This window comes from Pseudomonas sp. 58 R 3 (genome assembly GCF_900006605.1).
Lineage (GTDB): Bacteria > Pseudomonadota > Gammaproteobacteria > Pseudomonadales > Pseudomonadaceae > Aquipseudomonas > Aquipseudomonas salomonii.
Genome location: NZ_CVTT01000081.1, coordinates 214944 through 231623, shown reverse-complemented (window position 1 = coordinate 231623; position 16680 = coordinate 214944). Strand labels below are relative to the sequence as shown.

General features: G+C 59.9%; 16 protein-coding genes and 1 rRNA gene. 12 read left to right on the top strand and 5 right to left on the bottom strand.

The window, feature by feature from the left end; genetic code table 11:
- Positions 1-651, bottom strand: a 16S ribosomal RNA gene (locus BFP92_RS26320); the annotation flags it as partial.
- A 638-nt stretch (positions 652-1289) separates the two neighbouring features.
- On the opposite strand from BFP92_RS26320, the gene rhtA reads away from it, so the two are divergent.
- The 4 genes from rhtA to BFP92_RS26300 all read left to right on the top strand — a co-directional run bounded on the left by rhtA (position 1290) and on the right by BFP92_RS26300 (position 4092).
- A complete protein-coding gene (gene rhtA, locus BFP92_RS26315; protein ID WP_065931753.1) occupies positions 1290-2177 on the top strand; it encodes a threonine/homoserine exporter RhtA in 888 nt (295 codons plus the stop codon).
- Between the two features lie 164 nt (positions 2178-2341).
- Positions 2342-2623 carry a hypothetical protein gene (locus tag BFP92_RS26310; RefSeq protein WP_056859698.1) on the top strand — a complete coding sequence of 94 codons (282 nt, stop codon included), beginning with the start codon at positions 2342-2344 and terminating at the stop codon, positions 2621-2623.
- 99 nt (positions 2624-2722) lie between these two features.
- A complete protein-coding gene (locus BFP92_RS26305; RefSeq protein ID WP_065931752.1) occupies positions 2723-3454 on the top strand; it encodes an SDR family oxidoreductase in 732 nt (243 codons plus the stop codon).
- A gap of 47 nt (positions 3455-3501) precedes the next feature.
- Positions 3502-4092, top strand: a complete 591-nt coding sequence (locus tag BFP92_RS26300) for a 2-hydroxychromene-2-carboxylate isomerase (protein ID WP_065931751.1) — start codon at positions 3502-3504, stop codon at positions 4090-4092.
- A 208-nt stretch (positions 4093-4300) separates the two neighbouring features.
- Here the strand turns inward: BFP92_RS26300 and BFP92_RS26295 are convergent, their stop codons facing one another.
- From BFP92_RS26295 to BFP92_RS26285, 3 genes are all read right to left on the bottom strand, one after another.
- Positions 4301-6109, bottom strand: a complete 1809-nt coding sequence (locus BFP92_RS26295; RefSeq protein WP_065931750.1) for an aminopeptidase P family protein — start codon at positions 6107-6109, stop codon at positions 4301-4303.
- Positions 6110-6158: 49 nt separating this feature from the next.
- Entirely contained in the window at positions 6159-7319 is a 1161-nt protein-coding gene (locus tag BFP92_RS26290; protein WP_065931749.1) for a cysteine desulfurase family protein, read from the bottom strand.
- Positions 7320-7553: 234 nt separating this feature from the next.
- The gene (locus tag BFP92_RS26285; RefSeq protein ID WP_056859693.1) at positions 7554-7823 is read right to left on the bottom strand and encodes a hypothetical protein; all 270 of its coding nucleotides are present in this window, start codon (positions 7821-7823) and stop codon (positions 7554-7556) included.
- A 400-nt stretch (positions 7824-8223) separates the two neighbouring features.
- Between BFP92_RS26285 and msuE the strand changes: the two genes are divergently transcribed.
- The 4 genes from msuE (at position 8224) to BFP92_RS26265 (ending at position 12406) form a co-directional block, all read left to right on the top strand.
- Complete coding sequence (gene msuE / locus BFP92_RS26280; protein WP_065931748.1) at positions 8224-8787, top strand: FMN reductase; 564 nt, start codon at positions 8224-8226, stop codon at positions 8785-8787.
- 9 nt (positions 8788-8796) lie between these two features.
- Positions 8797-9939 (top strand): FMNH2-dependent alkanesulfonate monooxygenase, encoded by a 1143-nt coding sequence (ssuD, locus tag BFP92_RS26275; RefSeq protein ID WP_056859691.1) that lies wholly within the window; start codon positions 8797-8799, stop codon positions 9937-9939.
- Between the two features lie 164 nt (positions 9940-10103).
- Entirely contained in the window at positions 10104-11291 is a 1188-nt protein-coding gene (locus tag BFP92_RS26270; protein WP_056859690.1) for an acyl-CoA dehydrogenase family protein, read from the top strand.
- Positions 11292-11302: 11 nt separating this feature from the next.
- The gene (locus BFP92_RS26265; RefSeq protein ID WP_058426928.1) at positions 11303-12406 is read left to right on the top strand and encodes a sigma-54 interaction domain-containing protein; all 1104 of its coding nucleotides are present in this window, start codon (positions 11303-11305) and stop codon (positions 12404-12406) included.
- Here BFP92_RS26265 and BFP92_RS26260 read toward each other — a convergent pair.
- Positions 12395-12760 (bottom strand): antibiotic biosynthesis monooxygenase, encoded by a 366-nt coding sequence (locus BFP92_RS26260; RefSeq protein ID WP_056859702.1) that lies wholly within the window; start codon positions 12758-12760, stop codon positions 12395-12397. The two genes, BFP92_RS26265 and BFP92_RS26260, sit on opposite strands and share 12 nt — an antisense overlap.
- A gap of 99 nt (positions 12761-12859) precedes the next feature.
- On the opposite strand from BFP92_RS26260, the gene soxR reads away from it, so the two are divergent.
- The 4 genes from soxR (at position 12860) to BFP92_RS26240 (ending at position 16612) form a co-directional block, all read left to right on the top strand.
- A complete protein-coding gene (soxR, locus tag BFP92_RS26255; RefSeq protein ID WP_065931747.1) occupies positions 12860-13309 on the top strand; it encodes a redox-sensitive transcriptional activator SoxR in 450 nt (149 codons plus the stop codon).
- A 124-nt stretch (positions 13310-13433) separates the two neighbouring features.
- Positions 13434-13892: a VOC family protein gene (locus BFP92_RS26250; RefSeq protein WP_065931746.1), complete on the top strand. Its 459-nt coding sequence runs from the start codon at positions 13434-13436 to the stop codon at positions 13890-13892.
- Positions 13893-14335: 443 nt separating this feature from the next.
- Positions 14336-15211, top strand: coding sequence for an alpha/beta fold hydrolase (locus BFP92_RS26245; RefSeq protein WP_065931745.1), 876 nt, complete (start codon positions 14336-14338; stop codon positions 15209-15211).
- A gap of 96 nt (positions 15212-15307) precedes the next feature.
- Complete coding sequence (locus BFP92_RS26240) at positions 15308-16612, top strand: dicarboxylate/amino acid:cation symporter (RefSeq protein WP_065931744.1); 1305 nt, start codon at positions 15308-15310, stop codon at positions 16610-16612.
- The last annotated feature ends 68 nt before the right edge of the window (positions 16613-16680 follow it).

The following is a 16680-nucleotide window of genomic DNA, read 5'->3' as shown; positions in this document are numbered from 1 at the left end:
ACTCTAGTCAGTCAGTTTTGAATGCAGTTCCCAGGTTGAGCCCGGGGATTTCACATCCAACTTAACAAACCACCTACGCGCGCTTTACGCCCAGTAATTCCGATTAACGCTTGCACCCTCTGTATTACCGCGGCTGCTGGCACAGAGTTAGCCGGTGCTTATTCTGTCGGTAACGTCAAAACACTAACGTATTAGGTTAATGCCCTTCCTCCCAACTTAAAGTGCTTTACAATCCGAAGACCTTCTTCACACACGCGGCATGGCTGGATCAGGCTTTCGCCCATTGTCCAATATTCCCCACTGCTGCCTCCCGTAGGAGTCTGGACCGTGTCTCAGTTCCAGTGTGACTGATCATCCTCTCAGACCAGTTACGGATCGTCGCCTTGGTGAGCCATTACCTCACCAACTAGCTAATCCGACCTAGGCTCATCTGATAGCGCAAGGCCCGAAGGTCCCCTGCTTTCTCCCGTAGGACGTATGCGGTATTAGCGTCCGTTTCCGAACGTTATCCCCCACTACCAGGCAGATTCCTAGGCTTTACTCACCCGTCCGCCGCTCTCAAGAGAAGCAAGCTTCTCTCTACCGCTCGACTTGCATGTGTTAGGCCTGCCGCCAGCGTTCAATCTGAGCCATGATCAAACTCTTCAGTTCAAACATCTTTGGGTTTTTAAGAAACCCTAAACTTGGCTCAGCAATCGTTGGTTACATCTTTGATTTCTCGCGGAGTAACTTGTGATGCTGATAATCTTGTTGACTATCAGTCTGACTCCACAAGCACCCACACGAATTGCTTGATTCAGTTGTTAAAGAGCGGTTGGTTAAGATCTTTCGTCTCAACCGAGGCGCGCATTCTACAGCAGCCTCATTTGCTGTCAAGTGATTATTTTCAGAAGTTTTCGAAGAATTCTTCAACAACTTCAACCACTTGCGCTTACGATCTCTCGTTAGCGGGAGGCGAATTCTACAGCGTTACACGCTGCTGTCAACACCTCTTTTTCAACTCCCTTTTGGCTCCGATGAACTGAAGCAACCTGCTGCCGAAAACCTCATAACTCTTTGTTTACCAAGGAGTTTTCAGTTTCGACTGCGCTGGAAGTGGGGCGAATTATAGACAGATATAAAACACCGTCAACACTTAATTTAGGTTTTCTATCAAACAGCCCAAAATGCCCATCTCCTTCTATATAAAGAGCACAGCAAGCCGAACTGAGCAATATATTGCTCAAAGCCAGACAGTTAAGCATCATAGGCGCTCTGCTTCTTTACCATGACTTCGGACACCCGCCCCAATGACCACACCACCTCGCAGCCTGGCCTCGGCATTGTTCCCGGTCGGCCTGCTGTTGATCGCCATGGCCTCCATCCAGTCCGGCGCCTCGCTGGCCAAGAGCATGTTCCCCATCGTCGGCGCCCAGGGCACTACTACTCTGCGGCTGATTTTCGCCAGTGTGATCATGCTGCTGCTTTTACGCCCATGGCGCGCCAAACTCACGGCCAAGTCCCTGCGCACGGTCATCGTCTACGGCATGGCGTTGGGCGGCATGAACTTTCTCTTCTATATGTCTTTGCGCACAGTGCCCCTGGGCATCGCAGTAGCGCTGGAATTCACCGGCCCGCTCGCCGTGGCTATCTATGCCTCGCGCCGGGCGGTTGACTTTGTATGGATCGGCCTCGCGATCGCGGGCCTGCTGTTATTGATCCCCACCGGCGAAACCAGCAGTGGTATCGACTTGATTGGCGCCACTTATGCACTGGGTGCCGGCGTTTGCTGGGCGCTCTATATCCTGTTTGGCCAAAAAGCCGGCAACGACAACGGCGTGCAAACTGCCGCCCTGGGCGTGATGATCGCCGCTTTGTTCGTGGCGCCGATCGGCATCGTCCATGCCGGCGCCGCCCTGCTGACGCCCTCGCTGATTCCCGTTGCCATAGGTGTGGCCATCCTCTCCACCGCCTTGCCTTATACCCTGGAAATGGTCGCGCTCACTCGCCTGCCCGCTCGCACCTTCGGCACCTTGATGAGCATTGAGCCGGCATTCGGTGCGCTCTCCGGCCTGTTCTTCCTGCAGGAGCACTTGTCCCTCGCGCAATGGCTGGCAATCACCTGCATTATCTTCGCCTCCGTCGGAGCCACACTGACGATGCGCAATGAATCCAAACCATTGGTGCCCGCTGATTGACGCTCATCGCAGGTAGCTCTGGTATTTGCCGCTCATTTAGGCCATGTTTAGGCCGTAAACGAATGTCTTTCATGGAGAATTTCGACAGGGACTGCTGAACGCTACAATCGAGAGCGAGTGAAGCCTGCATCGAGCCCTTTTGCGACGCGGCTATAAGGATAGTAATGAAACGAATTTTGATACTGTTACTGGTCGTGGGTATTGCTGGCTGTGCTGCGACCACCAAGACAGAAGTAAAACGGGGCAAAAAAGGCATGCACATCAATTGTTCCGGCCTGTCCTCCTCCTGGGACCAGTGCTACACCAGCGCAGCCAACTCCTGCGGCGCCAAGGGCTACCGGGTTGTCGCCAAATCCGGTGACAACTCCGAAGAGCCAGGGGACTATCCTTTCGGTATCAACCCTGCCGGCTATACCAGCCGCAGCATGATCGTCATCTGTAAATGACCGCCCGAGCAGTCCTCTTCCGGCTGCTCCCTCCTCTTTACATGCCCTACGCCCTGCTGCGGCTACACTCCTGCTCGACATTCGAGCAACGGAGTTCCCATGACACCCAACAAGAAAATCGTATTGGTGGTTGGTGCCGGTGATGCAACCGGTGGCGCCATTGCCCGGCGCTTTGCCCGCGAAGGCTATGTAGCCTGCGTCACCCGTCGCAGTGCCGATAAGCTGCAGCCCCTGGTCGACAGCATCCAGGCCGCCGGCGGCGAAGCCCACGGTTTTGCCTGTGATGCGCGTAAAGAAGACGACGTGATCGCGCTGGTTGAACAGATAGAAACCCAACTGGGGCCCATCGAAGCTTTCGTTTTCAATATCGGCGCCAACGTGCCGTGCAGCATCCTCGAAGAAACCGCGCGCAAATATTTCAAAATTTGGGAGATGGCCTGCTTCTCCGGATTCCTGAACGCCCGCGAAGTCGCCAAGCGCATGGTCACGCGCGAACGCGGCACTATCCTGTTCACCGGTGCCACTGCCGGGCTGCGTGGCGGTGCAGGGTTTGCTGCGTTCGCCGGCGCCAAACACGGCATCCGTGCGCTCGCGCAAAGCATGGCGCGGGAGTTGGGCCCGCGGAACATCCATGTGGCCCACGTGGTGGTCGATGGCGCCATCGACACCGACTTTATTCGCGACAATTTCCCGCACAAATATGCGCAAAAAGACCAGGACGGTATCCTCAACCCAGAACACATCGCCGACAACTATTGGTACCTGCATACCCAACCACGCGACGCCTGGACCTTCGAACTGGACCTGCGCCCCTGGAATGAACCCTGGTAAACGCACCGCCCCTGATCAAGAACAACAATAACTAGCGAGAATCGACCATGAGTAAAACCCTGGAATTTTTTTTCGACCTCGGCAGCCCCGCCACTTACCTGGCCTTTACGCAATTGCCTGCGCTATGTGCCGAGACCGGCGCGCAACTGGTGTATCAGCCCATGCTACTGGGTGGCGTGTTCAAAGCTACCGGCAACGCCTCCCCCATCACTGTGCCCGCCAAAGGGCGTTACATGTTTAATGACCTGGCGCGATACGCCAAGCGCTACAACGTGGCGCTCAAGTTCAACCCGCACTTCCCGATCAATACCCTGGTGCTGATGCGTGCCGTCATGGGTATCCAGATGCGCCAGCCCGAGCGCTTCCAGGCCTTCGTCGATTGCCTGTTTCGCGCCCTTTGGGTCGAAGGTCGCCACCTGGGCGACCCCGCCGTCGTGGCCGCTGTGTTGAGTGAGGCGGGTTTCGACCCAGAGGAAGTCCTGAACCTGGCCAACGATGAAAAGGTCAAGGCCGCCCTCAAGGACAAAACCGAACAGGCTGTTCAGCGCGGGGTATTTGGTGCACCCAGTATGTTTGTAGGCAATGACCTGTTCTTCGGTCAGGACCGTCTGGAGTTTGTGCGCGAAGCGCTCCGCTAAAACTGGATCGCCAAGCGCCCTTGAGCGCCGCTTACGAGCAAATCGTAAGCGGCGCTTACCGTTGCCGGTCGAAACGGTGTGGGTCCATGTCACGTTGCGTATCGGCGAATTACGCGGTGTCGACACCCAATCGACGCCAGTCAGCCAGGGGCAAGGCGTTCGACAACTGTCTCGCCGACGCCCTGGCCAAGGCCTGAGCTGCGACCGATCAGATCGCGGCGGTACGCACCTGCAGCCATTCCAGGGCTGCTCCGCTAAGCAGCGGGCTCAGGCGTTCACGCACCTCGGCGTGGTAAGCGTTAAACCACTCGCGTTCATCCGCCGTCAGCAACGACGGCTCCAGGCAACGGGTGTCGATCGGGCAAAGGGTCAAGGTTTCAAACTTGAGGAACTCACCAAACTCGGTCTTGCCCGCTTCGCGGTTCAACACCAGGTTCTCGATGCGTACGCCCCAGCGACCCGGACGATAAGTGCCCGGCTCAATCGAAGTAATCATCCCCGGCTGCATTGCCGTCTGCGGTGCCGCGACGGCCTGGTAGGCGATTACCTGCGGGCCTTCATGCACATTCAGGAAATAGCCTACGCCATGACCTGTACCGTGGCCGTAGTCCACGCCTTCGGCCCAGATCGGCGCACGGGCGATGGCATCCAGCAATGGCGAGAGAATGCCCTTGGGGAAGTGCGCACGCGACAAGGCAATCACGCCCTTGAGCACGCGCGTGCAGTCGCGCTTCTGCTCATCACTCGGCGTGCCGATCGGCACCATCCGCGTAATGTCCGTGGTGCCGCCCAGGTACTGGCCGCCGGAGTCGATCAGCAACAGGCCATCGCCTTCGATCAACGCATGCTCTTCTTCGGTGGCGTGGTAATGGGGCATCGCACCGTTGGCGTTGAACGCCGCGATGGTGTTGAAGCTCAGCGACACATAATCGGGGCGACGGGTACGCGCGGCGGTCAAGTGCTCGTCGATCGTCAGTTCGGTGATGCGCTCACGGCCCAACGCGCTGTCCAGCCAGGCGAAGAATTCGCACAGCGCTGCGCCGTCCTGCTCCATGGCTTGTCGGATATGTTCGGCGTCCGCCAGGCTTTTGCGCGACTTGGCCAGCGTGGTCGGGTTCAAGCCCTCGACCAGCTTGACACCGGCATCGAGGTTTTCCAGCAAACCGGTGGTCACGCGTGCCGGATCAACTTGCAGGCTGACACCCGCCGGAACTGCACGCAGCGCATCTGCCACTTCGCTGTAGTCGCGCAGGGTCACGCCGTCCCGCTCCAGTACCGCGCGCAGCTCGGCATCGACCTTGCTCAGCGCCACAAACAACGTGGCCTGCTGTTGATTGATCAAGGCAAAGGACACAAACACCGGGTTGAACGACACATCACCGCCGCGCAGGTTGAACAGCCAGGCGATGTCATCCAGGGTCGCGATGAAGTGCCAATCGGCGCCCTTCTCTTTCAAGCTGGCACGCAGGGCCGCGAGTTTGTCGCCACGGCTGACGGTCGCCTGCGGCGGCAGGTGTGGGTAGATCGGCTGGTTCGGCAAGGCCGGACGGTCTTGCCAGACTTCATTCAACAGGTCGATATCGGTACGCAGGCGAGCGCCGCGCTCGGCCAGCTTGGCGCCCAAGGTACGTGCCGAGGCCACGGCCATTACTGCGCCGTCCACTGCGACCACGCCACCCTCCGGGGTTTGCTCGGCCAGCCATTCCAGCGGGCCGGGTTGGCCAGGTTGCAGCTTCACCAATTCGATGCCGCTGCCCTTGAGTTCCTTGGTGGCCTGCTCCCAGTAACGGCTGTCGGCCCACACACCGGCAAAATCCGCGGTGACAATCAACGTGCCTACCGAGCCATAAAAACCCGACAGCCATTGCCGCCCCTGCCAGTAACCCGGCAAGTACTCGGACAAATGCGGGTCGGCCGACGGCACCAGCAGGGCATGGATCCCCTCGCGGCGCATCAGTTCGCGGGTATGCGCCAGGCGCTCGGGAACCGTTCCATGGGTCAAAGGCTGCGTACTCATCATGTCTCCTGCTAAGCACTCATAATTGTTATGTGTTGTGACTGAAAAATCAGACCGCCCAGAACGCCGGCGCACTGGCCAACGCGGCTTTGATCAACTGCACGGCGGCATCGATATCCTGCTCGGTGGTAAACCGGCCCAGGCTCAAGCGAATGGTCCTGCCGGCGCTGCGTGCGTCATGGCCCAAAGCCAGAAGCACGTGGGACGGCGCATTACTCGCCGAATTGCACGCCGAGGTGGCCGAAAACGCGATACCTGCGCTCAGGGCCTGGGAATTAAATTCACCCTCGGAGAACGTGAGGCTCAGTGTATGGGGAATGCGCTGGGTGGCGCTGCCATTGAGGCGCACGCCGGCAATCGTTTCCAGCTGATCGAGCAGGCGCTGACGCAACGCGACGATAGCGGCTTTTTCTTCAGCAAAGGACTGCGCCGCCAGGGCGAATGCAGTGCCCATGCCGGCAATCTGATGAGTCGCCAGGGTACCGGAGCGCAACCCGCCTTCGTGGCCGCCGCCGTGAATCTGCGCCAGCACCTTCTGCTGCGCACGCGGGCCGACATACAGCGCGCCAATGCCTTTGGGGCCGTACAGCTTGTGCGCCGAAAACGACATCAGGTCCACCGGCCATTCAGCCAGGTTGATCGCGACCTTGCCCGCGCCCTGCGCCGCATCCACATGCAGCAGCGCGCCGTGCTCACGTACGCGTGCACCAATGGCAGGAATGTCATTGAGGGTGCCCAACTCGTTGTTCACCAGCATCAGCGACACCAGGAAGGTGTCGTCGCGCAGGGCTTCACTGACTGCCTCGGGGCTGATCAAGCCTTCAGCGTCCGGCACCAGGTAAGTGACGGCCACGCCGGCTTCCTGCAACTGCCGCGCCGTGTCCAGCGTAGCCTTGTGTTCGATCTGGCTGGTGATGATATGCCCACCTGCCACACCTCGCGCCTGGGCCACGCCTTTGATGGCCAGGTTGTTGGATTCTGTGGCACCGGAGGTCCAGACGATTTGCTCAGGCTGGGCACCGACCAGCTCGGCCACTTGGCGCCGCGCCTGCTCGACCGTGTGCCGGGCCGCCTGGCCGAACGCATGGGAACTGGACGCAGGGTTGCCGAAGTTGGCATTGAAGCCCAGACACTCGACCATCACTTGAATGACCCGCTCATCCACCGGCGTGGTGGCGGCGTAGTCGAAATACAACGGACGTTTATTCATGACGTTAAGACTCGCAGAGCGTATTCCCCAGGACAGCGCCCAGGGAGGGCATCGACCGGAACAGAGGTCGTCAGGTTTAACCCGTCGGATGCCATAAAAGAAGGACCACTTTATGTAAATGTGCGTAGGAACGCTCCTGAAATTCAGCTTAACAGGCTGAAGTATCCCAATGGCAAACAAAAAGCCCGAGTTTCCTTAAGGGAATCCTCGGGCTTTTTGCCGCCTGGCGCCGGCTCAACTGGGGCGACCGTGCATCACCACGCTGCGCTCGGCGTTCATTTCGCCCTGGTGGTCGAAACCGAACGGCTTGTGTGGCTGACCGGTCAACGCGGCGCGCTGCTGTTGATATTCATCAAACGACAGGCCGCGACGGCTCAAGGCTTCAAGGGCCAACTGCCTGGTTTCTTCGGCGGTGTAAGGACGCGATTCAGGCGATGGATGGGTCGCACATCCGGCAAGGACAGCGCTGACAACTATTAAGGAAACAGCCAGGAAGTGGTTCATGGTTAAGGCCCTGCGAAGGAGGTTTTTAGTCAATGAACACAGGCTACTCCCGCCCTTGCGCAGTGAAAAATCATCCGCCGTGATAGTCGCTATCAACCGTTCCGGCATGCTTGATAGGGGGCCGCTCATATTCATTTACGATCTATAAATATGGAAATACGTTCGTTTACGGAATAAACGTAACCTTCTATAAATGGCTCTGCGCGCAATCAACACTGTTCGCCACGCAACTGTTGCCCAGGCAACAGCCATTCAACAAAACCGCTGACAGGCAACAGCTTCTTTTTTCAGCAGGACGCCTGCAGCCCTCGTCAATCAAGGCTCGCAGCCATTGGTACAGCTCTTGCTCAACACGTTCCATCTCACCTGCTACCCACCCCTGTTGAAAAAGGAACTGTCCATGTCCCGTCCTCTGAATGTCGTTGCCCTCTCCGGCGGAACCTGGCGCCCGTCGCGCACCTTGGTGCTGACCCAAGCCGTGCTGGCCGAACTGGCGACGTTGCTGCCGATCCAGACCACCCTGATCGAGTTGGGTGACATTGCCCGGCCCTTGGGCGGCGCACTCTCACGTGATGAACTGCCGGCCGAGGTCGAAGCGCAACTGTTGGCCATCGAACAGGCCGACCTGCTGATCGTCGCCGCGCCGGTGTATCGCGGCTCTTATCCTGGCCTGCTCAAGCACCTGTTTGACCTGGTTGGCCTCAACGCCTTGATCGACACTCCGGTATTGCTCGCGGCCACCGGCGGCAGCGAGCGCCATGCGCTGGTGCTCGATCACCAATTGCGCCCGCTGTTCAGCTTCTTCCAGGCCTTGACCCTGCCGATCGGCGTGTACGCCACCGAAGCTGACTTCACCGACTACCAAATAACCAGCGAGTTATTAAAAGCCCGCATTCAACTGGCCGCAGAACGCGCAGCGCCGTTGTTTGCCGCGCACTCCCCTTCTCTGCTGAAAATCGCTTAAGGATTTGTCATGGATGTTTTCTGGTTTCTGCCCACACATGGCGACGGCCATTTCCTCGGCACCACCCAAGGTGCGCGCCCGGTCACCCTCAATTATCTGAAGCAGGTGGCGCAAGCGGCTGACAGCCTCGGTTATTTCGGCGTGCTGATTCCTACCGGGCGCTCGTGTGAAGATTCCTGGGTAATCGCCTCAGCACTGGTGCCACTGACCGAACGCCTGCGTTACCTGGTAGCGATTCGCCCGGGGATTATTTCGCCCACGGTGTCGGCGCGCATGGCCGCGACTCTGGACCGCCTGTCCAACGGCCGATTGCTGATCAACGTGGTCACCGGTGGCGACCCCGACGAAAACCGTGGCGACGGCAGTTTCCTCGACCACAGTGAGCGCTACGAAGTCTCCGACGAATTCCTGCAGATCTGGCGCCGAGTGTTGCAGGGCGAGTCGGTGGACTTTGAAGGCAAGCACCTGCGTGTGCAGAACGCCAAAGCGCTTTACCCACCGGTGCAGAAGCCGTATCCGCCGCTGTACTTCGGCGGTTCGTCGGAGGCTGCCCACGACCTGGCCGCCGAGCAGGTCGACGTGTACCTGACCTGGGGCGAGCCGCCCGCCGCCGTTGCGCAAAAACTTGCCGACGTGCGTGAACGCGCAGCGCGCCATGGGCGCACCGTCAAGTTCGGCATTCGCCTGCATGTCATCGTGCGCGAAACCGAAGAAGACGCCTGGAAAGCCGCCGACAAACTGATCGAGCACATCAGCGATGAAACCATCGCTGCCGCGCAAAAATCCTTCTCGCGCTTTGATTCCGAAGGCCAGCGGCGCATGGCGGCGTTGCACGACGGGCGCCGCGACAACCTGCAAATCGCCCCCAACCTGTGGGCCGGTGTCGGCCTGGTACGCGGCGGTGCCGGCACCGCGTTGGTGGGCAACCCGCAGCAAGTGGCCGAGCGCATCAAGGAATACGCCGACCTCGGCATCGAGAGCTTCATCTTCTCCGGCTACCCGCACCTGGAAGAAGCCTATCGCTTTGCCGAGCTGGTGTTCCCGCTGTTGCCGGAACCTTACGCCAGCCTCGCCGGGCGCGGCATCACCAACCTCACGGGGCCGTTTGGCGAAATGATTGCCAATGATGTGCTGCCGAACACTAAAGCCTGAGCGCACTGAAACCCACTTCGTGTGGGCACTGCTTTCCTGTGGGAGCCGGGCTTGCCCGCGATGCAAACGACACGGTGTTTCAGTTGCACCACAGTGATGCTATCGCCGGCAAGCCAGCTCCCCCGTTTGAACGTGATTGCCAGACCGACATTGAGGAACCCCGTGTGACAGCCAAACCCCACAGCGTCCTGCCTTCACCTTTGCAGACCGCCAAACTGCTGGCCGCCGAGTTCGCCCTCACCGCCGTTGAACGCGATGAGCGCGGCGGCACGCCCAAGGCCGAACGGGACGCGCTGCGCCAAAGCGGCCTGCTGGCTCTGAGTATCCCCACGCAATACGGCGGCCTCGGCGCGCGGTGGAGTGAAACCCTGGGCATCGTGCGCGAGTTCGCCAAGGTCGACAGCTCCATCGCCCATGTCTTCGGCTTTCACCACCTGATGCTCGCCACCGTGCGCCTGTTTGCGCGCCCGGACCAATGGCAGCCGTGGTTCGAACAGACCGCGCGCAAAAACTGGTTCTGGGGCAATGCCCTCAACCCGCTGGACACGCGCACGCTGGTCAAGGATTTCGGCGGCTGGCGCGAATTTTCCGGCAAGAAAAGCTTCTGCTCCGGCGCCAGCGATTCGGAAATGCTCATCGCCTCGGCCGTGGACGAAAGCGCCGGCGGCAAGCTGCTGATCGCTGCGATTCCCAGCGGGCGCAGCGGCATTACCTTGCACAACGACTGGAACAACATCGGCCAGCGCCAGACCGACAGCGGCAGCGCCAGCTTTGAACGGGTGCGTGTCGAAGAGTCGGAATTGCTGCTGGATCCCGGCCCGTTGAGTACGCCCTTCGCCTGCCTGCGCCCGCTGATCGCGCAGTTAACGTTCACGTATATGTTTCTCGGGATTGCCGAAGGCGCCTTTGAAGAAGCGCGCAATTACACCCTCACCGAAACCCGTGCGTGGCACAAATCTTCGGCTGGCGATGTGCGCCAAGACCCTTACGTGCTGCACCACTACGGCGAATTCTGGGTGGCCCTGCAAGGCGTGCGCCTGCTGGTCGAACGCGCTGGCGAATTGCTCGACCAGGCCTGGGCCAAAGGTGCCAGCTTGAGCGAACAGCAACGGGGCGAACTGGCCATTGCCATCGCCACCGCCAAAGTCGCCGCCACGCGCCAGGGCCTGGACCTGTGCAGCCGCCTGTTTGAAGTCACCGGCGCGCGCTCGACCCATGCCTCGCTGCGCCTGGACCGCCATTGGCGCAACTTGCGCACGCAAACCCTGCACGACCCGGTGGATTACAAACTCCACGAACTGGGGGACTGGGCGTTGAACCAGTCCCTGCCGATCCCGACGTTCTACTCCTGAGAGAGGTGCCCATGCAGCTATTAACCCTACCGCCCTCGCCCGCCCTCGCGACCTCGATTCGCGCCACGGCCCAGGTCTTCGAAGACCCCAAATCCCAGGCGTTGCTCGACCATATCCAGCAAGTGGCGCCCAGCGAAGCCAGTGTGCTGATCATCGGCGAGACCGGCACCGGCAAAGAGCTGGTGGCGCGCCATATTCATAACCTCAGTGCGCGGCGCAACCGGCCCTTTGTGGCGGTGAACTGCGGCGCGTTTTCCGAATCCCTGGTGGAAGCCGAGTTGTTCGGGCACGAAAAAGGTGCGTTTACCGGCGCCCTCAGCGCCAAGGCCGGCTGGTTCGAAGAGGCCGACGGCGGCACCTTGTTCCTCGATGAGATCGGCGATTTGCCGATGGCGATCCAGGTCAAGTTGCTACGTGTTCTACAGGAACGTGAAGTGGTGCGCCTGGGTTCGCGCAAGAGCATTCCGATTGATGTGCGTGTACTGGCCGCCACCAATGTGCAACTGGAAAAAGCCATCAACGCGGGGCATTTTCGCGAAGACCTCTACTACCGCCTGGATGTGGTCAGCCTGGAACTCAGCCCACTGCGCGAGCGCCCCGGCGATATCCTGCCGCTGACCCGGCATTTTATCGAAGCCTACAGCCAGCGCCTGGGCTACGGCCCGATCACCATCAGCCGCGAGGCCGAGCACAAGCTCAAAAGCTATAGCTGGCCGGGCAATATCCGCGAGCTGGAAAACGTGATTCACCACACGTTGCTGATCTGCCGTAATGGCGTGATCGAACGTGATGATCTGCGCCTGTCGAACATGCGCATCGAGCGCCAGGACGACAGCCAGCACGGCACCGACAACAGCGCCGACGCCTTGCTGGCCCGCGCCTTTCAAAAGCTCTTCGAAGAACAGGCCGGCGCCCTGCATGAAAAGGTCGAAGACGCGCTGTTGCGCGCCGCCTACCGTTTCAGCCATTACAACCAGGTGCACACCGCCAACCTGCTGGGCCTGAGCCGCAACGTCACGCGCACGCGCTTGATCAAAATCGGCGAGTTGGCGGTGAACAAACGCCGCCCCGGCGAAAACGTGCAGGGCGAACGCATGCTGCACTTATCCATTTAGGCGGCAGTGCAACGCGTTGTCATGGCTGCGCTCGAAACTGCGCAGCACCTGGAATGAACCGAAGGTCACCGCCGTGGCCTGGTGGGCGCGAATCAGCGTCCAGAAGTCTTCTTCGCCGTGCTCAAAACACTTGAACGCCGCCTCGCCGTCCTCACGCGAGCGCCATTGCAGGTAATTGAGCACCCGCCGCCCGTCGTCGCTGACTTGCACACTGGCATTGATAAAGCCGCCATGGCCCTGGGCCAGGCGTTCGCTCTGGGTGGACAAGGCCGCCACCAGGGCAAATTGCTGCTGAGGTTCGATCTGAAACTCGATCAACTGAGTGAAGCTGCGATTTTTCTCTGATACCTGCATGAACACTCCCCTCTCTCTGTAGGCAGAATCTTGCGATTCGATGCCACGCAGGGTAAAACCTCTAGTTAAGTCAAGGTCAAGCGCTTATCCGGAGTTTTTATGCTTACCAAGGAACTCACCGTCGGCCAACTCGCCGCTCGCAGTGGCGTAGCGGTTACGGCGCTGCACTTTTATGAGTCCAAGGGGTTGATCAAGAGCAACCGCAACGCCGGCAACCAGCGGCGCTACCCACGGGATGTGTTGCGGCGCGTGGTGGTGATCAAGATCGCACAACGCCTGGGGATTCCACTGGCGACGATTGGCGAAGCGTTACAGACCTTGCCGAACGGGCGCACGCCCACTGCACAGGACTGGGAACGCTTGTCGGCACTGTGGCGTGAGGATCTGGATCAGCGCATCAACAAGCTGATGCTGCTGCGCGACAAACTCAGTGGTTGTATTGGTTGCGGGTGTTTATCGCTGGAGGCGTGTCCGTTGCGTAATCAGGATGATCAGTTAGGTGAGCATGGCCCAGGCGCCCAGTTACTGGAGCCCACCGCATCCTCCTGAATTGGCCATGCGATCAATGTGGGAGCTGGCTTGCCAACACCTCGTCGGTTACCTGCAGGCTACGGCGGGCGTGGCCTATAGTGAAAATACCGGACCTCCACAACCAGCACCTAAGGAGAACGATATGAGCGTTAAGCCAATCCCCGAGGGTTATCACAGCGTCACGCCGTATATGGGCATCGATAACGCCGCCGAGGCCATCGAGTTCTACAAGAAAGCCTTTGGCGCTACCCAGGTCATGCGCCTGGACATGCCCGATGGCAAGGTCGGCCACGCCGAGCTGCGCATCGGTGACTCGGCGATCATGCTCGGCTCGCCCTGTGCCGACATGGCCCTGCGCAATCCGGATGAGCACACCAGCGTCGGTTTGCACCTGTATGTGAACGATGTGGATGCGCAGTACAAACAGGCCATTGTGGCGGGCGCTACTTCGGTGTCCGAGCCCAAAGACCAGTTTTACGGCGACCGCTCGGCGAGCGTGAAGGACCCCTTCGGTCACCTGTGGTTTTTGGCTACGCGCAAAGAGGATCTGACTGAAGCGCAGATCCGCGAGCGGGCCATGGAAATGTTCAAGCAAGGCTGAAGTTTCAATAACCCTGCACATCCAATGTGGGACCGAATTGCTTCAGGTAGAGAGGCTTTTGACTTGCACTTGATCTGGCTTTTGATTCAACCACTCAGGTCGGCTTTCAGGCCGCCGTGCTCTGCTTTTGATCTTGATCTGCTTTTGATCTGAGGCGCCCCGTCAACCACGATGGCCGAACGCAGGCGAGGCACCGAGTGGTGGGGCGAAGACCTTTTGGTTACTTTTGGCTGGGCCGGCATTCCGGGCGTTTGCCAAAAGTGACCCGCCGTAAGGGCGGAACCCTAAGTAGCCGTTACCGCAGCAACGGATATGCACACCGAAAAACCGCCACAGCAACCCACCCCGCAACACACTTCATGAACAACCCCTCCACGCTTTCCCCCTTGCCCCAAACCCCGCGTGATTCCACGATGCAAGCACTTACAAAGAGGAGTCATTCCATGTTCGCCGGATTCCAAAAAGACCAGTGCCACGTCAACGGCGTGGACATCAGCTACCGCAAAGGCGGTACAGGTCCCGGTCTGCTCCTGTTGCACGGGCACCCGCAAACCCATGTCATCTGGCACAAAGTCGCCGAACAGTTGGCCGAACACTTCACCGTGATTGCCGCCGACCTGCGCGGTTATGGCGACAGCAGCAAGCCACCGGCCAACGACCAGCACACCCATTATTCCAAACGCGAAATGGCCCGCGACGCCGTCGAGCTGATGCAAGCCCTGGGCTTCGACAATTTCTCGGTACTGGCCCACGACCGTGGCGCCCGCGTCGCCCATCGCCTGGCCCTGGACCACCCCGCCGCCGTGCAGCGCATGGTGCTGCTGGACATCGCGCCCACCTTGTCGATGTACGCCCAGACCGACGAAGCCTTCGCCCGCGCCTACTGGCACTGGTTCTTCCTGATCCGCCCGGCGCCGTTGCCCGAAGCGCTGATCGAGAGCAACCCCGAGTTGTACCTGCGCAGCGTCATGGGCAGCCGCAGTGCCGGGCTCAAACCGTTCACCGATGAAGCCTTCGCCGAATACCTGCGCTGCCTGCAACTGCCCGGCACCGCTCGCGGCATCTGCGAGGACTACCGCGCTGCCGCCGGCATCGATCTTGAGCACGACCAGGCTGACATCGACGCCGGCAATCATCTGAACCAGCCGTTGCTGGTGCTGTGGGGCGCCGAAGGTACGGTCGGGCGCTGCTTCGAGCCGCTCAAGGAATGGCAGAAAGTCGCCACAGACGTGCGTGGCAAAGCCCTTCCGGCCGGGCACTACATTGCCGAAGAGGCGCCTGAGTTGTTGCTGGGCGAAGTCCTGGCCTTCCTGCGCTGAATGCACTGACACCCTGATCTGAAACACCCGCCTCGCAGGCTGCCAATGGCCTGCGACGGGGTCGCTTTGCCCAAAAAACATCCCGAGATAATAACAATGACAATCCGAAAACTGCTGGGAACCCTGTATGTCCAGGTGCTCATCGCCATCGCGCTGGGTGTGTTGATCGGCCATGTCCGGCCGCAAATCGGTATCGACCTCAAGCCCCTGGGCGACGGGTTTATCAAGCTGATCAAGATGATCATCGGCCCGATCATCTTCTGCACCGTGGTCTCCGGCATCACCAGCATGCACGATGTGAAACAGGTGGGCCGCGTCGGCGGCAAGGCGCTGCTGTACTTCGAGATCGTCTCCACCATCGCCCTGCTGATCGGCCTCGTCGCCGCGCACCTGCTGCAACCGGGCGTGGGTTTCAACATTGATGTGAAGAGCCTCGACAGCTCGGCCATCGCCGGTTTTGTCGGCCAGGCCGAACACGGCGAAGGCATCACCGGGTTCCTGCTGCACGTGATCCCCACCACGTTTTTTGATGCCTTCTCCAAAGGTGAAATCCTGCCGGTACTGTTTGTCTCGGTGCTGTTCGGCGTCGGCCTGGTGATGGTCGGGGAAAAAGGCCGGCCATTGGTGGGCGTGGTCAACCAGGCCAGCGAAGTGTTCTTTCGCATCGTCGGCATCATCAGCCGCGTGGCGCCCATTGGCGCGTTTGGGGCGATTGCCTTCACCATCGGCAAATACGGCGTGGGCTCGTTGCTGCCGTTGCTCAAGCTGGTGGGTACGTTCTACCTCACCGCGTTTTTCTTTGTCGCCGTGGTGCTGGGCAGCATCGCGCGCTACGCCGACTTCAGCATTTTCAAGTTGATGGGCTATATCAAGTCGGAGCTGTTGATTGTGCTGGGCACCAGCTCGTCGGAGTCGGCGCTGCCGCAACTGATCCAGAAACTCGAAAGCCTTGGCGCGTCCAAAGGCGTGGTGGGCATCGTGGTGCCGACCGGCTACACCTTCAACCTCGACGGCACCAACATCTACATGACCCTGGCGGTGTTGTTCCTGGCGCAAGCCACCAATATTCACCTGCCGCTGGAGCAACAATTGACCTTGCTGGCGGTGGCCATGCTCACCTCCAAGGGCGCCGGTGCGGTGGTTGGTGCAGGTTTTGTGGCGCTGGCCGCGAGCCTGGCGGTGGTGCCCACCGTACCGGTGGCGGCGATGGTGCTGATCCTGGGTGTCGACCGCTTCATGGCCGAATGCCGCTCGCTGACCAATATCATCGGCAATGCCGTCGCGGCATTGGTGGTAGCCGCCTGGGAGGGTGAGCTGGACCGCGAAAAAATGGCCCCTATCGCCCTCAAGCATGGCCGCCATGCGCGGGCTGCCGCGCAGGCGAAGGTCGCCGCCGAGTAAGCAGTAACGGATCGGCAGGCCGGAAGGCATGCCGATCCGGTGCTATTCTGGCGGCTCATGCCGCCACG